Annotated in this window: 19 protein-coding genes; 13 read left to right on the top strand and 6 right to left on the bottom strand. The window is 61.5% G+C overall.

Going from position 1 to position 23,761, the window contains the following annotated elements:
* Positions 1-346: 346 nt before the first annotated feature.
* The 6 genes from EPO61_07490 to EPO61_07465 form a co-directional block, all read right to left on the bottom strand.
* On the bottom strand, positions 347-847 hold the full coding sequence (locus EPO61_07490) for a hypothetical protein (protein ID TAJ08745.1): 501 nt from the start codon (positions 845-847) through the stop codon (positions 347-349).
* A 37-nt stretch (positions 848-884) separates the two neighbouring features.
* The gene (locus EPO61_07485) at positions 885-1,196 is read right to left on the bottom strand and encodes a type II toxin-antitoxin system PemK/MazF family toxin (protein ID TAJ08744.1); all 312 of its coding nucleotides are present in this window, start codon (positions 1,194-1,196) and stop codon (positions 885-887) included.
* Positions 1,196-1,426, bottom strand: coding sequence for a ribbon-helix-helix protein, CopG family (locus EPO61_07480; GenBank protein TAJ08743.1), 231 nt, complete (start codon positions 1,424-1,426; stop codon positions 1,196-1,198). The genes EPO61_07485 and EPO61_07480 overlap by 1 nt, the downstream gene beginning before the upstream one ends.
* 249 nt (positions 1,427-1,675) lie before the next feature.
* Positions 1,676-3,301 carry an efflux transporter outer membrane subunit gene (locus tag EPO61_07475; protein TAJ09000.1) on the bottom strand — a complete coding sequence of 542 codons (1,626 nt, stop codon included), beginning with the start codon at positions 3,299-3,301 and terminating at the stop codon, positions 1,676-1,678.
* 16 nt (positions 3,302-3,317) lie between these two features.
* A complete protein-coding gene (locus EPO61_07470; protein ID TAJ08742.1) occupies positions 3,318-4,529 on the bottom strand; it encodes an efflux RND transporter periplasmic adaptor subunit in 1,212 nt (403 codons plus the stop codon).
* Positions 4,529-7,747: an efflux RND transporter permease subunit gene (locus EPO61_07465; protein TAJ08741.1), complete on the bottom strand. Its 3,219-nt coding sequence runs from the start codon at positions 7,745-7,747 to the stop codon at positions 4,529-4,531. Before EPO61_07465 ends, EPO61_07470 begins: the two co-directional genes overlap by 1 nt.
* Positions 7,748-8,351: 604 nt before the next feature.
* Here EPO61_07465 and EPO61_07460 point away from each other — a divergent pair.
* The 13 genes from EPO61_07460 (at position 8,352) to fliE (ending at position 23,717) form a co-directional block, all read left to right on the top strand.
* Positions 8,352-9,722, top strand: coding sequence for a caspase family protein (locus EPO61_07460; protein ID TAJ08999.1), 1,371 nt, complete (start codon positions 8,352-8,354; stop codon positions 9,720-9,722).
* A 313-nt stretch (positions 9,723-10,035) separates the two neighbouring features.
* On the top strand, positions 10,036-10,311 hold the full coding sequence (locus tag EPO61_07455; protein ID TAJ08740.1) for a hypothetical protein: 276 nt from the start codon (positions 10,036-10,038) through the stop codon (positions 10,309-10,311).
* Between the two features lie 136 nt (positions 10,312-10,447).
* Entirely contained in the window at positions 10,448-12,262 is a 1,815-nt protein-coding gene (locus EPO61_07450; GenBank protein TAJ08739.1) for a flagellar hook-length control protein FliK, read from the top strand.
* A 25-nt stretch (positions 12,263-12,287) separates the two neighbouring features.
* Positions 12,288-12,602 (top strand): hypothetical protein, encoded by a 315-nt coding sequence (locus EPO61_07445; GenBank protein TAJ08738.1) that lies wholly within the window; start codon positions 12,288-12,290, stop codon positions 12,600-12,602.
* On the top strand, positions 12,479-14,515 hold the full coding sequence (locus EPO61_07440; protein TAJ08737.1) for a hypothetical protein: 2,037 nt from the start codon (positions 12,479-12,481) through the stop codon (positions 14,513-14,515). The genes EPO61_07445 and EPO61_07440 overlap by 124 nt, the downstream gene beginning before the upstream one ends.
* Positions 14,516-15,151: 636 nt before the next feature.
* A complete protein-coding gene (locus EPO61_07435) occupies positions 15,152-16,567 on the top strand; it encodes a sigma-54-dependent Fis family transcriptional regulator (protein TAJ08736.1) in 1,416 nt (471 codons plus the stop codon).
* 457 nt (positions 16,568-17,024) lie between these two features.
* Positions 17,025-19,142, top strand: a complete 2,118-nt coding sequence (locus EPO61_07430; GenBank protein ID TAJ08735.1) for a tetratricopeptide repeat protein — start codon at positions 17,025-17,027, stop codon at positions 19,140-19,142.
* On the top strand, positions 19,072-20,400 hold the full coding sequence (locus EPO61_07425; protein TAJ08734.1) for a PAS domain-containing protein: 1,329 nt from the start codon (positions 19,072-19,074) through the stop codon (positions 20,398-20,400). Before EPO61_07430 ends, EPO61_07425 begins: the two co-directional genes overlap by 71 nt.
* A gap of 28 nt (positions 20,401-20,428) precedes the next feature.
* Positions 20,429-21,997: a sigma-54-dependent Fis family transcriptional regulator gene (locus tag EPO61_07420; protein TAJ08733.1), complete on the top strand. Its 1,569-nt coding sequence runs from the start codon at positions 20,429-20,431 to the stop codon at positions 21,995-21,997.
* 78 nt (positions 21,998-22,075) lie between these two features.
* Complete coding sequence (gene flgB, locus EPO61_07415; protein ID TAJ08732.1) at positions 22,076-22,483, top strand: flagellar basal body rod protein FlgB; 408 nt, start codon at positions 22,076-22,078, stop codon at positions 22,481-22,483.
* A gap of 135 nt (positions 22,484-22,618) precedes the next feature.
* Complete coding sequence (locus EPO61_07410; GenBank protein TAJ08731.1) at positions 22,619-22,819, top strand: hypothetical protein; 201 nt, start codon at positions 22,619-22,621, stop codon at positions 22,817-22,819.
* Between the two features lie 40 nt (positions 22,820-22,859).
* Positions 22,860-23,309 carry a flagellar basal body rod protein FlgC gene (flgC, locus tag EPO61_07405; GenBank protein ID TAJ08730.1) on the top strand — a complete coding sequence of 150 codons (450 nt, stop codon included), beginning with the start codon at positions 22,860-22,862 and terminating at the stop codon, positions 23,307-23,309.
* Positions 23,310-23,414: 105 nt separating this feature from the next.
* Positions 23,415-23,717, top strand: a complete 303-nt coding sequence (fliE, locus tag EPO61_07400; GenBank protein TAJ08729.1) for a flagellar hook-basal body complex protein FliE — start codon at positions 23,415-23,417, stop codon at positions 23,715-23,717.
* The last annotated feature ends 44 nt before the right edge of the window (positions 23,718-23,761 follow it).

The following is a 23,761-nucleotide window of genomic DNA, read 5'->3' as shown; positions in this document are numbered from 1 at the left end:
CCATGCAAAATATACAAAACTGCATGGCCAGCTCCACCTAGACTAGAAGTGGCTGCTTGCCTTGTCAATGCTAGCAACAGCAATAACGAGAATATGCAGTTACATGTGCTACTTTGACCATTAGTAACAAGTGAAGGAGGGCTGCGCCCCCGAACCCCTGCGGACCGGTCCGGCCTGTCGGCCCGGAGCCGGTCCTGCGGGATTCCCGCCTAGGTCCCCAGCAACTTGTAAGAATTAGAGCAAGGTGACGTAGTCGCTTCCGTCCGCGATGTTTTTACTGAGCGGGGGCGGAGGTCAGCGACAACGTATCTATTGGCGCCCTGGTGATACCAGCGCGCTCACTTGCTTAACGAGCAGCAGCCATAGGTTGATGCGGAAAGGGGAGGCGGTCCAGCATTGCTTTGGAAATCGTAACCCGTACGGGTTTGCCGGCCTTGGCGCCCATTTGCTCAAAGTGCCCTTGAATCTCGATTTCGGTGAACATCCGTTGATGGAGGGATTCCTCTTTGAGACGCATTACGAGCAGTCGCATGGCGTGATCCGTGGAGGCGGTAATCGGTGCTTTCCCATTTTCCCAGCGGGAAATTGAAATTCTGGTTTTTACCCCGAGGAGTGGCAGTAATTGGATGGCCGTCAGTCCTACCCATTTTCTGAGAAAACGAAATTCTTCTCCAGTGAGCAACGACGGCTTTTTCAGGAGGTAATAGGCGACAGCATCATGCAGCCGGTCAATGGCTGGGATCTGCACGAGCTTTTCCCCGCAGTCACACCGATAGGAGGCGATATTCTGCAAGTAGACGTTGGAAAGCCCGGACTCCCGGTAATGATGCTCTTTGAGCGTTCGCATAAGGCTTTCCATAGATGCCATCCGTGCGGTCATATCGCTACAGCGCTAGCGCAAAACGAAGGGCTTGGCGCACCTGGGCCATCCGGTCGGTGCTCAACGTCGTGATAAGGGCCCCGATCTTTCCTTTGGACACGGTCTGAATGTGATCCAGATTCACGGCGCAGGCCCTAGGCATGCCGTCTTCTTCTCCGAGAGCGATCTCAGAGGGTATGTCTCGAACAGTGCTGGTCACGGGCGCGACGGTCACTTCCCCAAGGAAATCCAGCGCGGAATCCCGTGTCAAGATGACAACAGGTCGGCGCTTATCCGGAAGGGAGAATTTGTACCACCGTACTTCGCCGCGGCGCATCAGTCGGCCCAGACCTGCTCACGCTCCCAGGCGTCGAATTCACCTTTCTTCGGAGGCCTCTTGATATATCCTTCCCTGTGTTTCCGCTCAAGCTCCTGCACGCGGAGCCGCTCCAGCTCTGAGCGCAAGGCATTCCTTGTGAAGGCAGAGCGACTCGTCTTCAGTCGTCTAACCGCCCTGTCAACCGAGCTGACCAAGTCGTCATCAAGGGTCATTTGGATTGTTTTCATAGGGTTTCCTCAACGGGAAGTGGGTAGCTATTGCCATCCACATTCTTATAGACATCGAGGCAAAAAGCAAGCGCCAAAAGTGTCAGGCTTCAGGCAACATTCGGCAGCCGGCGCAGGACAGACACATCCGGGGTCTTCGGGGTCTGACCCTTTTTCTTGGGAGGCGCAGGGACGGCCGCGTCGGTCGGCCAGATCTGGTCCGGGTAGGACTTCTTGCCTTCTTTCTTAACGCGAGACGCGGCGGGACGGTCACGGAAGGTGGGGCTTGGTCAGATCATTATTCACCCAGTTATTGCCCGCGTTGACATCGATGCCTCCTGCGGGCGGCGGTTTTTTGAGTTTGTCAAAGTTATATTCGAGGGTATCGAACGGCTGAATCTCCTCGTCGGTAGGCAATTGCTTGCGGTTCCAGCCCCCGCCGAGCGAGCGGATGAGGGTTGCCGTGGCTCTCAGCAATTCGGCCTTGATCTCCACTGCCTCGATGCGCGCCGTGAGCGTGTTGACCTGCGCATAAATCAGATCGAGGCTGGAAATGAGCCCGCCTTGATAGAGCTCCATGGACAGATCCTGCGTTTTCAGCGTGGCCCCGACGGTGGCGTCCTGCCGATTGGCCGCGAGGGTCAGCCGGTTCGTCAGGCTTAACTCGTTCTCGACTTCGCGAAACGCGTTGAGCACCGTCGCACGGTACCGATCTTCCGTCTCGCGGTAGGCCGACCAGGACTGCTGCAACTGGGCGCGGCGATACCCGCCCTGGAAGACCGGCAGCGACACGGTGGAGCCGTAGGACCAGAAACTCTCGGCGAGCTTGACCAGATTGAAGCCGGTATCTTCAAATCCGCCGCCGACCTGGAACTTCACATCAGGGAAAAAAGCGGCGCGGGCGATGCCGATGGCGCGGTTCGCCTGCGCCATCCGGCGCTCCATCTCGGCGATGTCAGGCCGGCGCTCAAGCAAGGTGGACGGGATTGTCTGCGGAATCGTGTAATTCGGCATGCGAAGTTCATCCATCGGCTCGATGGTGAAACTGGACGGTACCCTATTGACGAGAATGGCGATCGCATGTTCGATCACCTGGCGTTTGCCTTGAATCTGCGCTTTTTTCGTCTCCGTGCTGTACAGCAGAGATTCGACGCGGGCGACGTCGAGCGCCGACGCGATCCCGCCGCCGAACTGGGTGTTGACGATGTCGAGCGAATGTTTGTAGAGATCGATCGACTGGGTATAGATCGCATCCTGCGCGTCGTAGCCGCGCAGCGTAAAATAGTTCGCCGCGATTTCCGCCTGCAGGCTGAGGCGCGCGAGGCCATATTCGGCGGCGCGCTGTTCGGCCCGGTAGGTCTCCACGCGCGTCGCATTGCGGATCACCGACCAGAAGTCCGGCTCCCAGGACGCGAGCCCCGAGAGCAGCACGTCCGATTCGCGGAGCGGACTGTCGGGGGCGCGAAACAGCGTGTCGGGGGATTGCCTATTGTTCGAGGCGCCGAACCCCACGCCGGCCTGCGGGATGCGGCGCGAGCGGGCCTTCATCATCATATCGCGGGCCTGGACGAAGCGCTCGGCGGCCGCCTGCAGATTGGGATTGGCCGCCATGGCCTGTTCTTCGAGCCTGTTCAGGATCGGATCGTCGTAGAGCTTCCACCAGTCCGGACGCAGTTCGCCGTCCGACGGCTTGGCCTCGACGAAGGGGCTTGCCCCGCGCCATGAGGCGGGGACGACATATTGCGGCGGTTGATATGCGGGCGCCAGGTCTGCGTGCGGCAACCAGTCGCCTCCGCAGGCCGACAGATTAAGCGCCAGCAGGAAGAAGCCGGCGCGCCGGGTACAGGCGCGAAGGATGTGCGACAGGTCCGGCCTCGTTCGTAATCGCGTGATCATCATGTGTAGGTGAGCGTCATTTTTGAGCTTTCGAAGATGGTTCCTTGGGCCCCGGCGCGTCCTGCGTGCCGACTTCATAGCCAGGCGCCGGCGTGACGATGCGCACCTTGTCGCCTTCGAGCAACGCGGCGCTGGGGTTGTTCACGATGCGGTCGCTGGTGGAAATCCCCTCCATCACTTCGACCGTGGCGTCGAGGATCTTGCTCACGGTGATCGATTTGAAGTGCAGGCGGCCGTCATCCGCAATCACGGCCACTTGCGTGCCGTTCTCCTGGAACACCAGCGCGCTGGACGGAATCGTGAGCACTTTTCTGTCGACCGGCACCGTGAGGCGGACCGTGGCATAGGAGCCGGGCCAGAGGGCTCGGTCCTCGTTCTCGATCGTGAATTCGGTGATCGCGGTGCGCGTGTCCGGGTCGAATCCACGGGCGACGGTCAGGAATGTGGCGGTGAAGTGGCGATTGGGAATTTGCGGCACCGTCACGTCGGCCGTCAGGCCCGGCTGGAGAAAGGACCCGAACGACTCCGGCACGGAGACGAAGAGGCGCATCCTATCGACGTCAGCCACGGTAAAGAGATTGCTGGCCTCCTTGCTGGTGCTGAGCGTGCCTTCCTTGTTGACGTAGTCACCCACGTTGATGTTGCGCACGGTCACCACGCCGTCATAGGGCGCGACGATCGTTTTGAAGCGAATCAGCGCCTCGAAGTTCTTGACTTTTTGCTCCGCGGCATTGACCACCGCCGCCTGGGCTTTCATGTGTTGTTCCTGCACGGTGATGGACTGCTCGGAGACCGCATGCGATTTGCGCATCGCGATCCAGCGTTTCGCCGTCACCTCGGCGAGCGTGTATTTGGCGCGCTCCGCTTCCAGATCCGCCTTGGCCTGCTCGTATTGGGCGTCGAGAGCCGGGGCGTTGATTTCGGCGAGGACGTCGCCTGTCTTCACCTGAGCTCCGTAATCCTTGTGCCACATCTTCACATAGCCGGAGACCTGCGCGTAGATCGGCGCCAAAAACCAGGCCGCAACGTTGCCGGGGAGGGTAATGGTCTCGGTCGGCGCAGACGGTTTGGCATGGATCACGGCCACGGTCGGGACGGCGCCTTCAAGCGTCTCGTCGCGCAGCGCGGCGGCGTCGAGCCGGCTCTCATAGATCCGATAGCCGAGGTACAGACCGACCATCATGATGGCTGCGAGCGCGAGGCGTCTTCCGTTGAGATTCATGGACATTACGCGCGGTCCTCATCGGCGAGCGGCGCGCCGCTCGCCACGGTTCGTCTGCTGTAGATGATGGCATATACGCACGGCACGAACAATAGCGTGAACACGGTTGCGACCGTCAATCCGCCGATGACGGCGCGGCCCAGCGGCGCATTCGGAGAATTGCCCATGGACATCGGCAGCATGCCGATGATCATGGCCGAGGCGGTCATGAGCACCGGACGGATGCGGGCCTTTCCCGCCTCGACCGCGGCCAGCAGCGCGTCGCTATGCGCTTCGAGCCGCTCGCGGGCATAGGACACGACCAGGATCGAATTGGCGGTCGCGGTGCCCATCGTCATGATGGCGCCCGTGAGCGCCGGCACGGAGATGTTCGTGTGGGTCAGGAACAACGACCAGGCGATGCCCGCCAATGCGCCGGGCAGGGCGGTGATGATGATGAAGGGATCGAGCCAGGACTGGAAGTTCACGACGATCAGGAGATAGACCAAAATGATGGCCAGGACCAAGCCGGCGAGCAGCTCCACATAGGCGTCGTGCATCGTTTCCGCCTGGCCGTGGATGTCGAGCGTCGCGCTGCGGGGCAGCTCCGGCTCCATCTCCTTGACCGCCTTCTTGACGTCCTCCAGCACGCCGCCGAGGTCGCGTCCCTCCGCGGACACATAGAGGTCGAACAGCGGCATGATGTCCGAATGCGTGACCACGCCCGGCGTGCCGACCGCCGACAGCGTGGTCACGTTGCCGAGCAGTTGCGGTTTCCTGCCGGACGCGCCGAAATCGCCCCGATCGACCGGAACGGTCAACAGATCCTGGATTCTCGTGAGCTGCGGCTGCGGCGTATAGATATTGACCTGGTAAGTCATGCCGGTCTTGTGATCGAGCCAATATTGCTGGTCCACCTGTTTGCTGCCGGACGTCGTCAGGAGCAGATTGGTGGCGATGTCCTTCTCGGACAGGTTGATGCCGAGTCCGAAGGTGCGGTTGCCCTCGACGAACAGGGTCGGCGTGCGCATCGTTTGCTGAATCGCCACGTCGCTGGCGCCGGGAATCTGGCGCAGCCGGCCCGCCAGCTTGCGCGTGAACTCGTAGTTCTCGTTCATCTCCATGCCGCTGATCTGCACGTCGATCGGCGAGGGGGAGCCGAAGTTGAGAATCTTCGCGGTCAGGTCGGCCGGCTGGAACGTGAACTCGGTGCCGGGATAGCGCTCTTTCAGGCCCTTGCGGAGGATGCGCCGATACTCCCAGACCGGCGACTTTTCGCTCTTCAAGTCGATCGTCAGGTCGCAATCCTGCGACCCAATCGTCGGAGTCGGGATGAAGGCGAGGTTGTGCGGGCCGACCGGCAGGCCGCAATTGCTGACGATGCCCTCGACCTGGCCGGGCAGCATCTGCGTGATGTCGTTGGAGACGAGGGACGCCAGGCGCCCGGACACCTCGATGCGCGTGCCGATCGGCGCCCGCATGTGCATCTGCATCGACCCGGCCTTGGTCTCGGGAAAGAATTCGCGGCCGTTGAAATAGTAGAGGACGAGGGAGGCAATCGCGATCGCCAGACAGACTCCGACGAAGGCGCCGCGCTGGGCAACCACCTGTTCGAGTAAACCGTTGTAGCGCTCACGGAAACGCTCGAAGCCGCGCTCAAAGCCTTGCTGGAAGCGGGCAAAGAAGCCCGACGGGCTCTGTACGCTCTCCGCTTCGGGCTGCCCCTCGGACGGCTCACCGTGCTCGTGTTCGTGCGGCGCCTTGTGCTCCTCAAGAATATATTTGGCCATGGTCGGCACCAGCGTGCGCGACAGGATGAACGAGGCCAGCATCGCGAAGATGATCGCCTCCGCCATCGGCATGAACAAATAGCCGGACACGCCGCTCAATTGGAAGAGCGGGAACCAGACGATGGCGATGCAGAGCGTGGCGACGAGCGTCGGGATGACGATCTGGTTGGCGGCATCGATGATCGCGGTCTCCAGCGGCTTGCCCATGGCAAGATGGGTGTCGATGTTCTCGATCATCACGGTCGCATCGTCGACCAGAATGCCGACCGCGAGCGCCAATCCGCCCAACGTCATGAGATTCATCGACTCGCCGATCACGTGCAGGCCGATGATGGAGGTCAGGATGGCCAGCGGGATCGAGGTGGCGACGATGACCGTCGCCCGCCACGAGCCGAGCAGCAGCAGCACGATGAGCCCGGTCAGCGCGGCGGCCGTCGCCATTTCCTGCACCACGTCCGTGATCGCATCCTTGACGAAGATCGAGGCGTCGTTGAGGATTTTGATCTTCACCCCGGGCGGCACGATCTTTTCAATGCGCGGGATCGCTTTCTTGATCCCGTCCACCACGTCCAGGGTGGAGGCCTCGCCGCTCTTCATGACCACGATCAGGACGGCTTGTTTGCCGTCTACCAGGACGGCGTTGGTTTGCGGCGGGCCGGCCAGGCGCACGTCGGCGACATCGCGCATGTAGATGAAGGCGTTGCCTTCCCGCTTGATCGGGATATTGTTGAAATCCTCGACCTGCATCGGCGTCGCGTTCGTCTGGACCATCCAATCGGTCGCCTTGATCTTCTGGTCGCCCGCCGGCAGCACGATGTTCTGATGCCCGAAGGCTTTGTGAACGTCCGTCGCGGTGAGCTGCCGGGCGAGCAGTTTCTGCTGATCGAGGGAAACCAGCAGCATGACAGGGTTGCCCCCATAGGGGGCCGGAAGGATCGCCCCGGGGATCGTCACCAGCAGGGGACGGATTTGCATGACGGACAGGTTATAAAGCTCCGCCGGCGTCATCGTGTCGGAGGTGACTTGCAGCATGGCCACCGGCACGGAGGAGGCTTCCAGACGCATGATCATGGGCGGCGAAATGTCCGGCGGCAGCGACTTGACCACCGTCTGCGCGATCGCCGTGACCTCGGCCTCGGCGCCGGCCAGATTGACTCCGTCCTGAAGGAAGATGCTGACGATGCTGCTGCCGTAGTAGGAATGGCTCACGATATGCTTGATGCCCTCGACCGTCGAGGTCAGGGCGCGCTCGAAGTAGAACGTGATGCGCCCGGAGACGTCGGCCGGCAGCAGGCCGCCGTACGACCAGACGACGGAGATAACGGGGATCTTGATGTTCGGAAAAACGTCGGTCGGCGACTTGCTGACCGACATGACTCCGAATAGCACGATGAGGATCGCCAGCACGACGAAGGTGTACGGCCTTCGCAGGGCGATGAGGACAATCTGGTTCATACGCGAAGCCCGCCAAGAGCCGGTTGCTGTTCTTGCACGCGAATGGAGCGCACCTAAAAACCTTTTTAAGGTCGGTTGCCGAGTGGAGGCAAGTTCCTTGCTGCCATGTCGGCCGTAAAGCCCCAATATAATACAGTAATACAGGCAGACAAGGCAGAAAGTACGCGATTTATTGCGGGGGCTGTGCCCTCGAACCCTTGAGACCGGTCCGGACTGCCGGCGCGGAACCGCTCCTGCGGGATTCCCGCCGGGTCATCAATACTTGTAAATAGGGGTACGGCATGGCGACGTAGACGCGTTCCACCTGTGTGTGCCTTTCCTTGCTTTCTCCTGTTGGATTCCCTAGACTTCGCTTATTCCCTCACCGGGTTGGAGGATCATCATGATTCTCGGCCAGCAAGTCTCCCGTGCCACCGGCTGCATATCGGTTCTGGCCGTTGCCCTGGTATTGGCCGCCTGCTCGACCCTCAATTTCCAAGCGACAAGCGCAGAGAATACCAGGCTGCCACTGCCCGATGAGGTCCAACCGCTGCCCCTCAGGGTTGCGCTGATCGTCCCCGAGTCGTTTCGACAGCCTGTCACGAGCCCGGTCTTTTCTTGTCCGATGTACGCCAGCTCAGCCTCGGTCACACTCTTTCCTCAAGAGGCCTTAGCCAAGGCCGGTGTGGTGACTCTGGCGCAGGGCTTTGAAAGCGTCGATCTGGTCACGGACAAGGCGTCGGCTGCCGGCCACTATGACCTCTACATCGAATTGACCGCTCCGCGGATCGGCTTTACGCAAGACTGCCATGACGTCGAAACGGCGATCTTGTACGTCATTATCATCGGTGCCTTTGTCACCGCCAATGGCAGCCCGGACTTCTATGCGTCTGTTGATCTGACGGCGACGGTCACCGATCGCGAGGGGACAGTGCTGCTGAAGGAAACGCCGTTCCATGCGGCACGCCGGATCCTCTACGGGAATATGGCAGTGAACTCTCACTTTCCAGGCGAAGCCGGGCAGGGCTTTCAATATCTTATGGCCGGACTCTTTCGAGAGATGGCCGGTTCGATGACCAATTCAGCCAAGCTGCGTCAGTACGCCCGATCCATCAGGCGGGAACCAAGTGGGGTCGTTAGTCAACCACTGCCCGCATCCGCGGCGCCGCCCTTCGCGGGCAGCTCTGATCTTGATAGTCCTCCCGTTGGCGGCGTCAAAACAAGCAAGAATCGTCATGCCGTGGTCATTGGCATCGAGCAATACAGGAAGAAGCTTCCCCAAGCCGACTATGCGGCCAACGATGCCCGCGTGATGGCGGACTATCTGAGCAAGGTCTTGGGCTATCCCGAGGAAAACATCGCTCTGCTGCTGAACGACAACGCAGCGAAGACGGACCTGGAAAAGTATTTCGAGGGCTGGCTGCCGAATCGGGTCGAAAAGGGAGACTCGGTCTTTGTCTATTTCTCAGGGCACGGAGCGCCCAATCCGAAAACGGGAAAAGCCTATCTGGTGCCCTATGACGGTGACCCGAGCTTTGTGGAACAGACCGCCTATCCCCTGGATCGGCTCTATGATCGTCTGGGCAAGCTGCCGGCGAAGGAAATCGTCGTGGTGCTCGATTCCTGTTTCTCCGGTGCGGGCGGCCGGTCGGTGATTGCCAAAGGGATGAGGCCGATGGTGCTGTCTATCGAGAATCCGGTCCTGGCCGGCGGAAAGACGGCGGTGCTTGCCGCGAGTTCGGGCGAGCAAGTCTCCAGTACCTACGATGAAAAGAAGCACGGGCTCTTGACCTATTTCCTGCTCAAAGGGTTACGCGGTGAAGCGGACCGGGGCCAAAGCGGCGATATTGGATTGAACGAGCTTTTCGATTATGTGAAGCCGCTGGTGGAGCGTACTGCCAGGCGGGAATTCAATAACGAGCAAGTCCCTCAACTGCTGGAAAGCCCCGAACTCCTCAAGCGCGGCGTCCGATTGCTTGAGCGTCCCAAGCCCTGACGAAGCCACATGCGGATGCTCCGAACGGGGCGTCCCGGTTCGAGTCCTGGCTCCACGCCAAATTCCGCGCAGTTGAGAAAAACGGTCATACCCTCTTCCCTACTGTTTGGAATTTGCTTTGCCGTTCTCTCCTGAAAGGTGCTTGCGCTGCAGCCAAGGATGGGGTTGTGCTATGTTTGAATCCGGGGCAATGAAAACAGCGACTTAGCGCGCCCTTGACTCTCGAGGCCGGTGCGGCAACAATCAACGCATAGGAATTGTCGATTGACTCTCGCCGCCGCCCGGCGTTCTCACAGAAGGACCATGGCCCACGATGCTGCGCTCGCTCAAACGACATCCGATCCCCGAACATGTGGATTTGCCTTTTGGTTATCGGGTGATGATTAAGCAGGTTCCTCGGAAGGAATTGGAAGAACATCTCGGAAACGGGGTGATGGCGAGTTGGGTGGTCGAAGACCAGACGATTTATCTGGATAAGTCCCGACCGATCAAGAAGCGGCGGGCCGACCTGGCCCATGAACTGGTTCATGCCTTGGCCGACTGGCAGGCGAAGGTGCTTGGAGGGCCGCTGGGGGACGCTAAGAACTAGCTGCCTTATCCCGAGCTGTTCGTTCCAGTTTTCGTTCCGACACCACCATATATGGACCTGCCTGAATCGTTTCCCCCTCTCAAGTTTTTCGGTCGAGCAGCCGATACCGTGATGGCACTTCACGGCCTGCTCGACCATGCTGCCACTTTCTGTTCAACCTTCGCTGATTCTATCCGACCTGCTTCGGTCCGTTGACCGGACGAGCCTGGAATCGTTGCTGACACCTGGCGAAGCGGTCCGGGCCACGGTCCTGAACGTCCAGGACGACGGCTCGTTGTTGCTCCTGCTCAAAGGCGTTACGCTCCGCGCTGCCTCCCTGGTCGGGAGTTTATCCGTGGGGCAGGTGGTGGAGGCCCACGTCGAGTTGCGGGACGGGCAGGTCCTGTTGCGGTTGGATCAGCCGCGGCAGATTTCGTCCGCGATCCAGGCGGGTGCCCTTGCCGCCGATCGGGCGGCTGCGATCAGCCTCGGAGGGCTTGGTGCGGCCGCTCAGGGCACTCAGGCCGTTCAGTCCACTCAGATTGCCGCGCTTCTGAAAACACTCTTGCCAACGGATGAGCCGCTGGCTTCCGGTCTGGCGAAACTGGCTGCGTCGCTCACGGCGGCCGCCGAGCGCAGGGATCTTGCGCCGCAATCGCTCGCCCGGTTTCAGGCGCTGGCGCAGCAGATCCTGGTCGCTCCCGAACAACTTGATGGGCCATTGGCCGGCGATCGTATCCGCGGTGCCCTGCTCGCGCTGGGTGTCCAGCACGAGTCAACCCTCCTGGCTGACTGGGGCCGGACCGGCACGGTGACCGGGCAAGGCGCGGCGCCGAACCTCAAGGCCTTGCTCATGACCTTGCTTGCGGAGGTCGCCCAGGATGGGCCTGAGGCGCTGTCTTCCTCTCCTGCTGCTGTTCCGCCTGAACGATCGGTTGGGCCGACGCCCTTCACGGCGGTGCCGGCCTCTCCTCTCTACGATGTGGCCTTGGTCCGAGGCCAGGCACCGGTGCCCTTCTCCAATGCCGCAGGCCGACAAGAGGTGACGGGATCGGAGTCTTTTCCATCGGATCAGCGGGCTGCTGTTCGTGCGACGGAAGGACTTTCCTCTCCGTCTCAGGCTGAGGCGGAGGTCCTGTTGCAAGCCGAGCGGCCTGTGTCTGTCTTGCCTCTGCTGCCCCTCCAGTCGCCGACCACCGGGCCAGAAAAGTCCTCGGCAGATCCTGTGCCTGTCCAGGCCTTACCCGGGCATGCGCAGGACCCCGAGGCGCAGTTGTCGGCGACGGCAGGCCAGAACTCTCAGTCCCAACCTGCTACGCCTCAGGGAGAGGCGGGCTTGCGTACCGATAGCCAGCCCCAAGCGGGGAAGGGGGGACCGGTGGCCCTGCCCGCGAGATTGCCCTCCCTTGCCCAGGCCGGATTGGTCGGTCAGGATGATGAGTCGGCCAAGCCGTCCGGCGCATCCTCTTTATCCGGGAACAGTGAACCGGAGGGATCGGGCAGGGGCGGCTGGATTCGGGACGCGCAGCAGGTGTTGACGCTCATTGAGCGGACGCAGGTCCTGGCTGTGCTCAATGGGCAGGCGGGCCAGCCGATTCTCTTCGAGCTTCCCTTCGCCAACGGGGGACAGGCGCGGATCTATGTGGAGGAACGGACTGCAGGTGGAAGAGGGAGCCAGGACCAGGCACGTTCTTATAATGTGGTCACACTTCTCGAGTTGGACGGTCTCGGCGCGCTCCGGGTGGATACGTTGCTGACCGGCAAGCGGCTCTCGGCGCGATTCTTGCTGGATCATCCGGAAGTGCGGCAGCGGGTGGCCGGCTATCTGCCGGCCTTGAATACGTCTTTGTCCGCCAAGGGCTATCAGGTGGATGTGCTGGCGGCAGATGTGGGCGAGCCGCAACAGGTACGGGGAGACGATGTGCGGGCCCGTGCGGTGCCACGCGTCAGCCTGGTGAGTAGAAAAGCCTGATCACGTCGCATGTCGAGGAGGAAGGGTGCCACCATCACGACGTCAATCCGCTGTGGCGCTGGAATATCTGCCGTCCGAGCGGCCGTCGCCGCGGGTGACGGCCCAGGGGCGCGGGGAGTTGGCCGAGCAGATCATTCGCGAAGCGCGCCGCGCCGGGGTGCCCATTAAAGAAGACCGGGACCTCGTCGAGCTGCTCATGCAATTGGACTTGGACCAATGTATTCCGTCGGAGTTGTACCAGGCCGTGGCCGAAATCCTCTTTTTCCTCTATGGATTGAACGAGCAGTGGAAGGCGGATCATCCGGCGTCTGCACAAGATTGGAAGGAGCATGTTGGATGAGGATCCTCTTGCCGGCGGTGCTGTCGGTCTTGTTGCTGGCTCAGGCATCCTGCGCGACGCATTCTGGACCGCCTGCTTCATCGGTTCCCGGCGCAGCGGGCAAATCCCAGTCCGGCGCGGCGCCATCCGCCACGGCCCAGGCTGCGGCCGGCGCCAAGTTTCCTTCGTCGCTGGTCCTGTCCGTGCTCTATTTCGAGGATCGGACGAAGGTTCCGGACCTGGCCTGGCTGAGCAAGGGCATGGTGGACATGCTCGTCGCGGAATTCGCCCGGAACCCTTCCCTGGTGGTGGTGCAGCGCGAGCGACTCGAAGAGGTTTTTCGGGAGCAGGCCTTTCAACTGTCCGGCCGGGTGGCGGATGAGTCGACCGTTCGAGTCGGACGTATGACCGGAGCCACGGTTCTTGTGAGCGGCAGCGTCAGCCACGTCGACGGCCAGGTGCGCATCGATGCCCAGTTGATGGGCGTCGAGCAGGGAATCATCCTGGGCACGGCCAGCGCCCAAGGGCCTGCGAGCGACGTGTCCTCCACGGCCAGGACCCTTGTGGCGAAGGTCGTCGAACTCATTCCCGCCGGCGGACATCGGGCGGTTGCGGAGGGGGAGGGCCAGAATCTGGTGCAAGCGGCCAAAGCCAACGATGCGGGGGAATTACACAGCCGAGAGGGCAAACTGTTCCAGGCATTGGAAGAATTCGAACGGGCCGTGGCCGCCGACCCCTCGAATCCATCCGCTCGTGCCAACTATGCCAAGACCGTCAAAAGCCTCTCCGGGGCGGACTTGCTCCGGACGAGCCAGGCGGATGGCGCGGTCGGTGGGGATCGGCGTATGGTCAGCCGGTTGGTGGAGCGGTTGACCGGGTCCGGTCTCGACGCGGAGGTCGGGGCGGTTCGGTCCGAACTGGCTCCCGATGGGTCGGTACTGCTTCGAGTGCCGGTCCGCTTCCGGTTGGCCGCGTCCGCCGTAGACGCCTTGGTGGAATCCACGCAGGCTTTGGGAGGAATAATCCAACGCAAGCCTGGCGGTCCGGCTGGGAGGTCGGAGGGTGCCGGGATGGATGTCCTGTTGTCGTCTCGCCCAGACCTGAACCGTGAGTTTACCAAACAACTCGGCAGTCCTCGCCGGATATATCTTCGGCTCCTTTCCTCGGAAGGACGGACCATTGCAATCTATTCAAATTGGCGCGCTTGGCAATTGGGAACCTGGGTGTCGCCGCTGGATGAACAGCGGGTTCGGATTGCCAGTGAATTGGTCTTAGCCTCTGAAGCGCGGTTTATGGGGTTGACGCCCGAACAAGTGGCGGGGGTCCGCGGAGCGAAGGTCACGGTTGATGCCGTCCCGCATGAGCGTATGACGCTGCGGTTGGAAGTGTCCGATCCGGACGAGGGGAAGCCGGAACCAGGCCGGAACCGGCCCAGGCCTGGCTTGCCGGTAACGGAGCCGGAGGGAGCCGGGATCCAGGCCTTGCGGACAGAGTTGGAACAGGCCTGGAGTCCGCCGATCACGGAGCGCGGATGGGGGCGCGGCTACTTGCCAGGCAACGAGCGGACCGCAGTCGTCACGGCCATGATGGACCGTGAGAGTCCCGGTCTGTTGGAGGGGCTTCGCCTGGCGAAGCTGTCGGGGGATGTGGAATTCGATCAAGTGGCTGTCTCGTCGGTGAGACAAGCGGTCCAACTGTGGGCCGCCACCCGTCCGGACGATGGGGCTGGACGATCCAAGGATGGATCTGTCCAGGCCAATCAGTCGCAAGTCCCTGAGATCAAAGGCGCTCGCGAGTCGCATCTGCTCAAGCTTCGCATCCAGTTCAGGCTGATCAAAGATGTGCCGGCGCTTAACTTGATCGGCGCGGTCGGTGTGTCTGAGCAACAAGGCGGCACTCGTCCGTTTCCTGCGGCTGCACAGAGTCCTCAGTAAGCACGCCCATTTACTCTTGCGTTGCACGACGGCCCTCGTCTGTGCCTCATCCGAGTGTCTCTTCGCAAATCGACCGTTGTTTCATGTTAAAAATTTTGACGCGGTGGATTGTGTGGGTAAATGTTAATTTCCTGTTGATGTCTCGATAACCATCCAGCGTTCCGGCCTAATCTCTTCCAATTTGATTTCTCATTGCCCATCATAACTGCTTGTGTCTTTGGAGGAAGAATTGATATTGAAAATTGAAGAGTGCGACTGGGCTCGCTCAGGTGTTGAAGGTGCGCCTCATGGAGAGTTGGGCATAGCATTTAGGCATGACATCTGCACATCCCTCTCCTTCAAAAAATAGGGTCTTGACGGCAGAGAAGTAGAGAGGCATCATGCGCGGGATTTTTCTTTTCATCAACTCTGTTACCCTCCCACGGTGGTCATGAAGACTCAAGAGCTTGCCAGAGCTCGGAGATTCAATGATACCCGTAGAATGTTTTCTCGCAGCCGCCGCGTTTCACCCTCGGAGATGGAATCAGATAATCCCCATGACTCAACCGGCCGTAATGGGTGTCAACCGATCAGTTGGTGTCAAGTTGTTGACGGTTCGATCTGCCCTCATGCTTTCCTAGGGAAGAAGGGAGCCCCATGAGCCACGCGCACATCGTTATCGTGGATGACGAATCGGCGGTCCGTGAGACCTTGCGTGACTTTTTAGTGGAGGAGGGATATCAGGTGACGGCTGTGGCTGATGGCCACGCTGCCGTCCAAGCGGCCAAAGACGAACCGACTCAGGTGGTGCTGACGGACCTGCGGCTGCCGGGCATGGATGGGCTGGAAATCCTGGAGCGTGTGATGCAAGTCAACGCTCAGATTGCCTGTATCGTCATGACCGGCTACGGCACGATCGAACAGGCAGTGAAAGCCATGAAAGCCGGGGCCTATGATTTCATTACCAAGCCCGTCCAGTTCGATGCCGTTTCCATGGCCATTCGCAAGGCTTTGGAATTTCAACAACTTCGCCAGGAGAATCTGCTATTGCGAAAGGCGGTCCGGGAAAAATTCCGCACCAAGTCCATGGTCGGAACCAGTGAAGCCATGCGGGAACTGCACGACTTCATCGACAAGGTGGCTGATAGCGACAGTACGGTGTTGATCCAAGGGGAAAGCGGGACCGGCAAGGAATTGGTCGCGCGCATGCTTCATTACAATAGCTTGCGGCGGGATCGGCCCTTCGTGCCTGTGAATTGCGGGGCCATTCCCGAGAATTTACTCGAATCGGAATTGTTCGGACATGAAAAGGGCGCGTTCACCGGTGCGATTACGACCCGGATGGGACGGTTCGAACTGGCGCACGGCGGGACCCTGTTCCTCGACGAAGTGGGGGAAATGAGCCAACCCTTGCAGGTGAAACTATTACGCGCCTTGCAGGAACGGGCCTTTGAGCGAGTGGGCGGAAGCAAGACCGTCCGGGTGGATGTGCGCATCATCTCCGCGACGAATCAAGATCTGGAGTCGGCGGTTCATGAAAAGCGTTTCCGGCAGGACCTCTACTATCGGCTGAACGTGATTCCCGTGATGATGCCGCCGTTGCGCGACCGTCGGGCAGACGTGCCTCTCCTGATCGATCATTTTCTGAGACAGTTTAACGAAGCCAAGGGCACGACGGTATGCGACATGGATGGGGCCGCAGTGGAAACGTTGTCACAATATGGATGGCCGGGGAATATCCGGGAGCTGGAAAATTTGATCGAACGGCTGACAATCTTGAAGAAAACCGGCACTCTCACCGTGGCGGACCTCCCGGAGAAGATTCGCCAGTCCCGACCGGTTCCATCCTGTGCACGGCCAACAGACGGCCCGGTGGACTTCAACGGGTCCGGTGTGGATCTCGTGAAAGAGCTGGAGCAATACGAGAATCGCTTGATTCTTGAGGCGTTGAGACAGACGAACGGGGTAACCAGCAAGGCGGCCCAGCTCCTCCATCTCAACCGGACGACTCTGGTGGAGAAACTGAAACGCAAGGGGCTCGAAACGAAAGTCGCCGGAGTGCCCTGTGCCTGAGCCGGATATTGCAGCCCAACGATGAACGATGAGGGATAAATGATGCAGTAAGGAAAGCGACCTCTCATCGTTGTACGCTCACCCTGCATCACTTCTCTTGCGTTTCCCTCCATTCATCATTCCTCGTTCATCATTTCCTATTTAATAGTGCCGTCAACTCGTTGACAACAATGCTTCCATCCATCCGTTGAATTGACTTCTGCCTTGACCAGGGCGCTGGACTCTCGAAATCCGCGCAGCTAACCCTTCAAAACTTCAGCGCTTCCTGTTCCGCATTTGCCCGCACTCACCGGCATAGAAGTTGCTGAGCCTAGGGTTCGTGGAACCGCATCCTTCACTGGTGCATATTGTGGTCGCCGCGGCTCTCCTGGGAATCCCGGGGGCCTCGCCGTCGTTTGGGTCTGGGCCTTCCGCTGAGCCAGAGTCGCACGACCCAGCCAAGTCAACGGCACCGGAGGTGCCGAAGCAGGAAACGGCTCCCTTGCCTCAGCCTCGGCAGAAGGGAGTGCAGTCGGATCAGGCCGTCGGCTCTTCGGAAACGGCGGCCCCGGTTCCGTTGGTGCCTTGGTTTCCCGATCTGCCCGATGCCGGGCCTCGGTATGATCGCCGACGGGATGGGCCGACCAGCCCGCTGTTCGTGCAGGGTCTGATGGCGTATACCAGACAGGCTTGGCCTGAGGCCGAAGCCTCCTTTCATCAACTTCTGGCGCAGGAGCCAGAGAGTCCCCTGGCCGATACGACACAAGCCTTCCTCGCAGAGCTGTTTGTCGCAGGCCCTCCGACGGAGCAACGAGGGCAGGCTGCAATTGACGCCTATCGCCGGATCATCCGCGATTTTCCACAAACTTCCAACGCCGAACGTGCGTACTGGCGCATCGGCGACCTCTACGCTGGCATGGACATGCGAGTAGAGGCGCAGGCGGCCTACGAGCAAGGTGCGGCCGCCTTGTCGGTGGGAGCAGACGCAGATCGAGCCTGGTTGGGGCTCGCAGCCACCTATGGGGCCGAACAACGTTGGCCGGAGGCCGAGCGCATTCTCAAACGCCTCAGCGGGCAGTCAACCGATGACGAAATCCGCCGGTACGGCACGCTTGCGCTGGCGGACCTCCTGCATGCCAAGCAACAGTTTCCGTCCGCACAGCCGCTCTATGAAACGGTCGATCGGCAATGGCCTGAGTTTTTCAAAGGGCGTCCGCTGTCCCTCCTGCACGCGATCGAAAATGCCCGGCGAGCCGGACAGTGGGGCCAGGTCAGCCGGTGGGCGATGCTGTTCTACAACCTTTATCCACGGTCGGCGCAGGCGCCGCTGGCCCTTGTGACGATCGGGGATGCCTTCCATCATCAGGGGACTCCCGCGCGCGCAGTCCGGTTCTACGCGGAGGCGATCACCCGGTATCCCGATACGCCGGGGGCCAGTCTCGGGCTGGTGCGGCTGGCGGAATTGGGACTCGAGCAGGCGACCGGCGATGCGCAACATCTAGTCCGGTCCAGCGTGGAGGCGCTGTTCCAGATCGGTCCGACCCCGAATTTGGATGCGACGCAGCGCGGCAAGGCGCTCCGTGAGGTGGCGGATGCGAAGGCGGACGACGTAGCCGGAAGTGAGGCGCTCTTTCGCCTCGGCGAACATTACGAAGCCCTGCCGGATCAGGCGCGGGCGATGGCTGCGTACCGCGAGTTGGTCTTGCGGACGGGGCGGGTGGCCGACGATCCCTGGCCGACCGCAGCGGGGCGTCGCCTTTCGGTGTTGCTTCTGCCCCAGCTCAAAGAGGCGCTCAAGCATGCGGACGACCTACAAAGCATTACCTTGTTTTATCCGCTCTGGGGACCGGATGAACTGATTTTCGCCGACCAGGATACCATTCTGCAGGCGGTCGCGGTGTATCGTCGCATCGGGTTCACGTCCGAGGCGGTGCGGCTCTGCCAGTACTTGCTTCGCGTGTCGACCGACGGGCCGACCCGGGAAGAGGCCCTGTTTCACCTGGGACAAGCCTATCTGGATCAGGACGATTTCGTGGCGGCCCGTCAAGTGTTCGAACGATACCGATTGCAACATCCCTTGGGGCATCGGAGGGCCGAAGCCCTGCTGAGTCTCGCCCGTGTCCACCATGGACTCAGGAACGACGAGACGGTGGTGCGTGTCCTCCGTCGCTGGCTTGCGCTCTTTCCCGTCGATCCGGCCCGCCAGGAAGCCCGGGTCATGTTGGCCCAGGCGCTGGTGGACATCGGCCAAGCCGACGAGGCGCTGCGCATCTATGCGGACATGGAGCGGGCCGGAGTGCTAGGGCGCCAGTCCGGCGTGGCCGCGCTGATCCAGTACGCGGACTTGTTGCAAGCATCCCGGCGGTATGACGACGCCGTCACCCGTTACTGGCAGGCCTTGCGCGCCTCGCCCGATGCCGCCCAGACCGACTGGATCCGCATCCAGTTGGCCAGAGTGTGGCGTACTCAAGGCCACCGGCCGGAGGCGCGCAAGCTGCTCAAGGAGTTGAATCAATTGACGACCGATGAACTGCTCGCTCGTCTGGCCGCCTCGATGCAGGCGGATCTGGCGGCGACGAAGACGGGAGGGTCGTAAGATGGCAGAGCACGGTCCTGCTGGCGCCTGCGAACTCGACCTGCTGCAAGATGCCTTCCGGAGTTTCGATCAGGCGGCGACGACGCTTCAGGAGTCCTACCAGACCCTGACCGCGCGGCTGGAGCGGATGGACCTGGAACTGGCGGCCAGCAATGAGGCGCTTCGCCTCAACCTCAAAGAGAATGAAGAGATGCGGAGCCATCTCTCGGCGATTCTGGAATCGCTGACGACGGGCGTGATCGTGGCCGACGGGACCGGGGCGATCGTCCGCTGCAACCGCTCCGCGGAGATGCTGCTGGGGCTGTCGCGGAACCGGCTGTTCGGGCGGCCGATCTCGGCGGTGCTGGCGGAGTACCTGCCCGACGGAGGCGGGCACCCGATCGCGCCGAACGGCATCCCTCTGTCCTTGTCACGGGCCGTGTTGCGGAACAGCGCGGGAGAGGCGACCGGCGCGATCCTCCTCCTGCACGACATTTCGGCGGTCCGGCGGCTCGAAGAGCGGCTGCAGCGGCGGGACCGGCTGGCCTCGATGGGCGAAATGGTGGGGCGTATCGCGCATGAAATTCGGAACCCGCTCGGCAGCGTGGAACTCTTTGCCTCCCTGCTCAGGAGGGATTTGCGGGACGATCCGGAGCGCCGCCAATATGCCGAGCATATCTCGAAGGCGGTCGAAGCCATGGACCGGCTCTTGTCCAACCTGCTTGTCTGCACGAAGCCGAATGGTCCGAAAGCCGGTTGGCATCGGACGGACCTGCTGGTCCAGGAGGCGTTGGCGCTGGCGCAGCACGCGACCCTGCGCGGCAACATGGCGGTGCAGGTTTATCTGGACCCGGCGATACCGACCCTCTGGTGCGACGGGGGGCAGCTCAAGCAGGTACTGGTCAATCTGATTCTCAACGCCGCGCAGGCCATGCCGGGCGGCGGCGTGCTCACGCTGAAGGCCGGACCGGACAAGGAGGCGGCCAGTGGGCAGCCGGTCGTGCGTCTGTCGGTGTCGGACCAGGGGGACGGCATCCGGCCCGATCATCGCTCGCGCCTTTTCGACCCCTTCTTTACCACCAAGGAGGAAGGAACCGGGCTGGGGCTGGCGATCGTGCATGCCATCGTCGAAGGACATCGTGGGCGGGTGGAAGTCGAGAGCGACGTCGGGCGCGGCAGTACGTTTTCGGTGATTTTGCCGCAGCCGGAGAATGCAGAGCCGTCGGCCGTCAGCTTTCAGCGATCAGCCTCGGAGAAGAAGCTGATGACTGAGAGCTGACAGCTCTTATCTTTCGAGAGGAGGCACCATGTTAGGGATGTCAACGCAGCGCTCCTGTGCGGGGAGCCGCGAAGCCCGGTCGGTTCTGGTCGTGGATGACGAGCCGTCCATGCGGCTGGCTTTGACGGAGTCCTTGCGCCGCAACGGGTTCGGCGTCTCCCACGCCGTCGACGGCCGGGAGGCGATCGAACGGCTCGCGCAGTGCAAGCCCTGGCTGGTACTGACCGACATGAAGATGCCACGTTTGGGCGGCATCGAGGTCCTCAAGGAAATTAAAAAACGGTCGCCGGGCACGGCTGTTGTGGTGATGACCGCCTATGGCACGGTGGAGACCGCGGTGGAAGCCATGAAGCACGGAGCCAGCGATTATCTCCTCAAACCCTTTGCTACCGAGGCGCTTGAACGGGTGCTGGCCCGATTGGAAGAAGCGGGGGCCGACCCTGCGCCGGGCCAGGAGGCCGGACGGTGGCCTGCTCGCTCGATCCTCACCGAGGATCCGGGCATGGTGCGGCTGCTGGGCATGGCCGAGGTGGTGGCCATGAGCCAGGCCACCGTGCTGATCCACGGGGAGAGCGGCACCGGCAAGGAATTGCTGGCGCGGTTCATCCACAGCCGGAGCCCGCGCGCCCACCGTCCGTTCATCGCGGTCAACTGCGCGGCCTTGCCGGACGGGTTGCTGGAAAGCGAGCTCTTCGGACACGAACGGGGCGCCTTTACCGGCGCGCTAGTACGGAAGCTGGGCAAATTCGAAATGGCCCATACCGGCACGCTCCTGCTGGATGAAATCAGCGAGATGGATCTGGGGTTGCAGGCCAAGCTCCTCCGCGTGCTGCAGGAGCGGGAAGTGGACCGGATCGGCGGGCGCGAGCCGGTGCACGTGGACATCCGGGTGATCGCGACGACGAATCGGTCCTTGCGGGCCGAGGTGGACCGGGGGCGTTTTCGCGAAGACCTTTATTACCGGCTGAACGTGTTCCCGATCTTGCTGCCCCCCCTCCGGGAACGCCGGCCTGACATTCCGGTCCTGGCCCGACACTTTGTGGAGGCGGCCGCGGCCCGCAACGGGTTGCCGGTACCCGTCCTATCGGAGGCTGCGGCGGCGGTGATTTGTGCGCGGCCCTGGAAAGGCAACGTCCGCGAACTCGAGAATGTCGTGGAGCGGGCGGTGCTCATGGCGTCCGCCGGCACGATTCAGCCCGAACATTTCCAGTTTGACGAGAGCCAGGGCGCCGGCGTCAGTCAGGTGACGCCGGCGGTCGGCAGTTCCAATGCAGCCTCTCAGGCGACGTTGCCGCCGGCTCCGTCAGGCGGCGCGTTCGGCGCGGTGGATGTTGCAAACGAAGGGTCCTTATGGGAGATGGAGCGCGAGCTGATTTTTAAGACCCTCGCCAAAATGAACGGAAATCGAACCCACGCAGCCAAAGTGTTGGGCATCAGCATCAGGACGCTGCGCAACAAGTTGCGTGAATACCGGCAGCAAGGGGAACCGACGGCGGCCGGGGTCGGGTCCTCGGAAGACGGTCGGCAAGAGTTGCCCAGTTCCCTCTTGTGTGACGGAACCGCGCAGGCTCCGAGCCAGGCCCTTCCTGCAGCATGACGGGTCGTGACGTCATGAAAACGGCATCGGGTACGGGGTTTGCAGTACACACCTGCGGCTCAAAAATGGGGGGCGAGCATGCAGATCTTCGATAAGACCATGCAGCTGTTGGAGCAAAACCTGGATCTCCGCGCCGCTCGGCACCGCGTGATCGCCTCCAACGTTGCCAACGAAGAAACGCCGGGGTACCGGGCCAAAGAACTGCAATTTCTCGATGCCTTGGCCGCGGCCACCCATGGCAAGTCAGGCGCTCAGATGGCGGTCACGGATACCCGTCACCTGGGAAGCCAGGGGCAGGCGGGGGGACGGGTGCAGGGCAAGCTCGTCGAATTGCCCTCGCCCGAGCTGCCGTTGGATGCGAACTCCGTCAATCTTGACATGGAGATGGCCAAGCTGGGCGACAACGCAATCAACTACAATGCGTCGGCGACGATGCTGTCGATGCGCTTCCGGCAGTTGTTGGATGCGATTCGGGACGTGCGATAGCACGATATTGTGCAACATCCTGTTGGGAGGTGCGCGATGAGATGTCCGCAATGTGGCGGGATTATCCTTGCGACAACGCAGACTCGAGAGATTGCCGCTGCCTATTGTGAGGATTGCGCGCAATGGTGGGAATGGGTGACCCGACCGAATCGCTCGGTCAGGTCGGGCCGGCCGGGACCGGCGGGTAGTCGCTGGGTGGTCCGCGTGGCCGCCGGCCAACCGCAGACCGCCGGCGGGTCCGAGGGCCGCCGGTCTCTCCAGTGGCGCGGCCGCCTGTTGCAGGAAGCGCGGGGAGCGGAGACCGTGGAGATGCAACCGGTCTCCTCGGGAACCTGACGCGCCGTCGACGGAACGAAGAACAAGGGAGTCTAAGCCAATGGATATCAACGATACGCTTGCCATTTCCGTGTCCGCGCTGGATGCCCAGCGCCACCGGTTGAACGTCATCGCCAGCAATCTGGCGAACGCGCAGTCCACGCATACCGAGCAGGGCGGTCCCTACAAGCGCCACGACGTCGTATTCCAGGCCTCGCCGATCGTTCCGAAGTTCTCCGGCGCCTTGCTTAAGGCGGGACTCGATCCTCATGCACAACCGCTGCAAGGAGTGCGGGTGGCCCGGATTATCGAAGATCAGAAGCCGGGCAAGGCCATCCATGATCCCCAGCATCCGGATGCCGATGCCCAGGGGTTCGTGCAGATGCCGAACGTGAACGTGATGGAGGAGATGGTCAACATGATTTCGGCCTCCCGCGCCTATGAAGCCAACGTGCAGGCGATCAGCACGGCCCGGACCATGTGGAACCGGGCGCTGGAGATCGGACGGTAGAAGGAACGTATGAACGATGAGCGAGGAATGATGAAGGTGACAAGAGAAGCGCCCTTCTTGCGTTCAGCACGCAGCATTCATCATTCAAACTTTTAGGAGCGAACGATGGACGACATCCGCATTTCACCAAGCATCCCTCTGCCCGGCGCGCCGGGAGTCGGCTCCACAGGGCCGGCCGGTGCGGCGGCGACCGGCTTCATGGGCACGCTGAAAGATGCGATCGCCAAGGTCAACGAAGTGCAAGTAGAAGCCACCCAGGCCGTGGAGAAAATGGCAACGGGCGAGAACCAGAACGTGCACCAGACCATGATCGCGCTGCAAAAGGCCGACGTGTCGTTTCATCTCATGATGCAACTTCGCAACAAGATCGTGACCGCGTATGAGGAAATTCAGCGGATGCAGGTGTAGCGACTCGCCTTCAGCCTTCAGCTTCGGGCTGATAGCTGAGAGCT

The organism is Nitrospirota bacterium (genome assembly GCA_004296885.1).
Classification (GTDB): Bacteria; Nitrospirota; Nitrospiria; order Nitrospirales; family Nitrospiraceae; genus SYGV01.
This window is presented reverse-complemented; position numbering and strand designations above follow the sequence as displayed.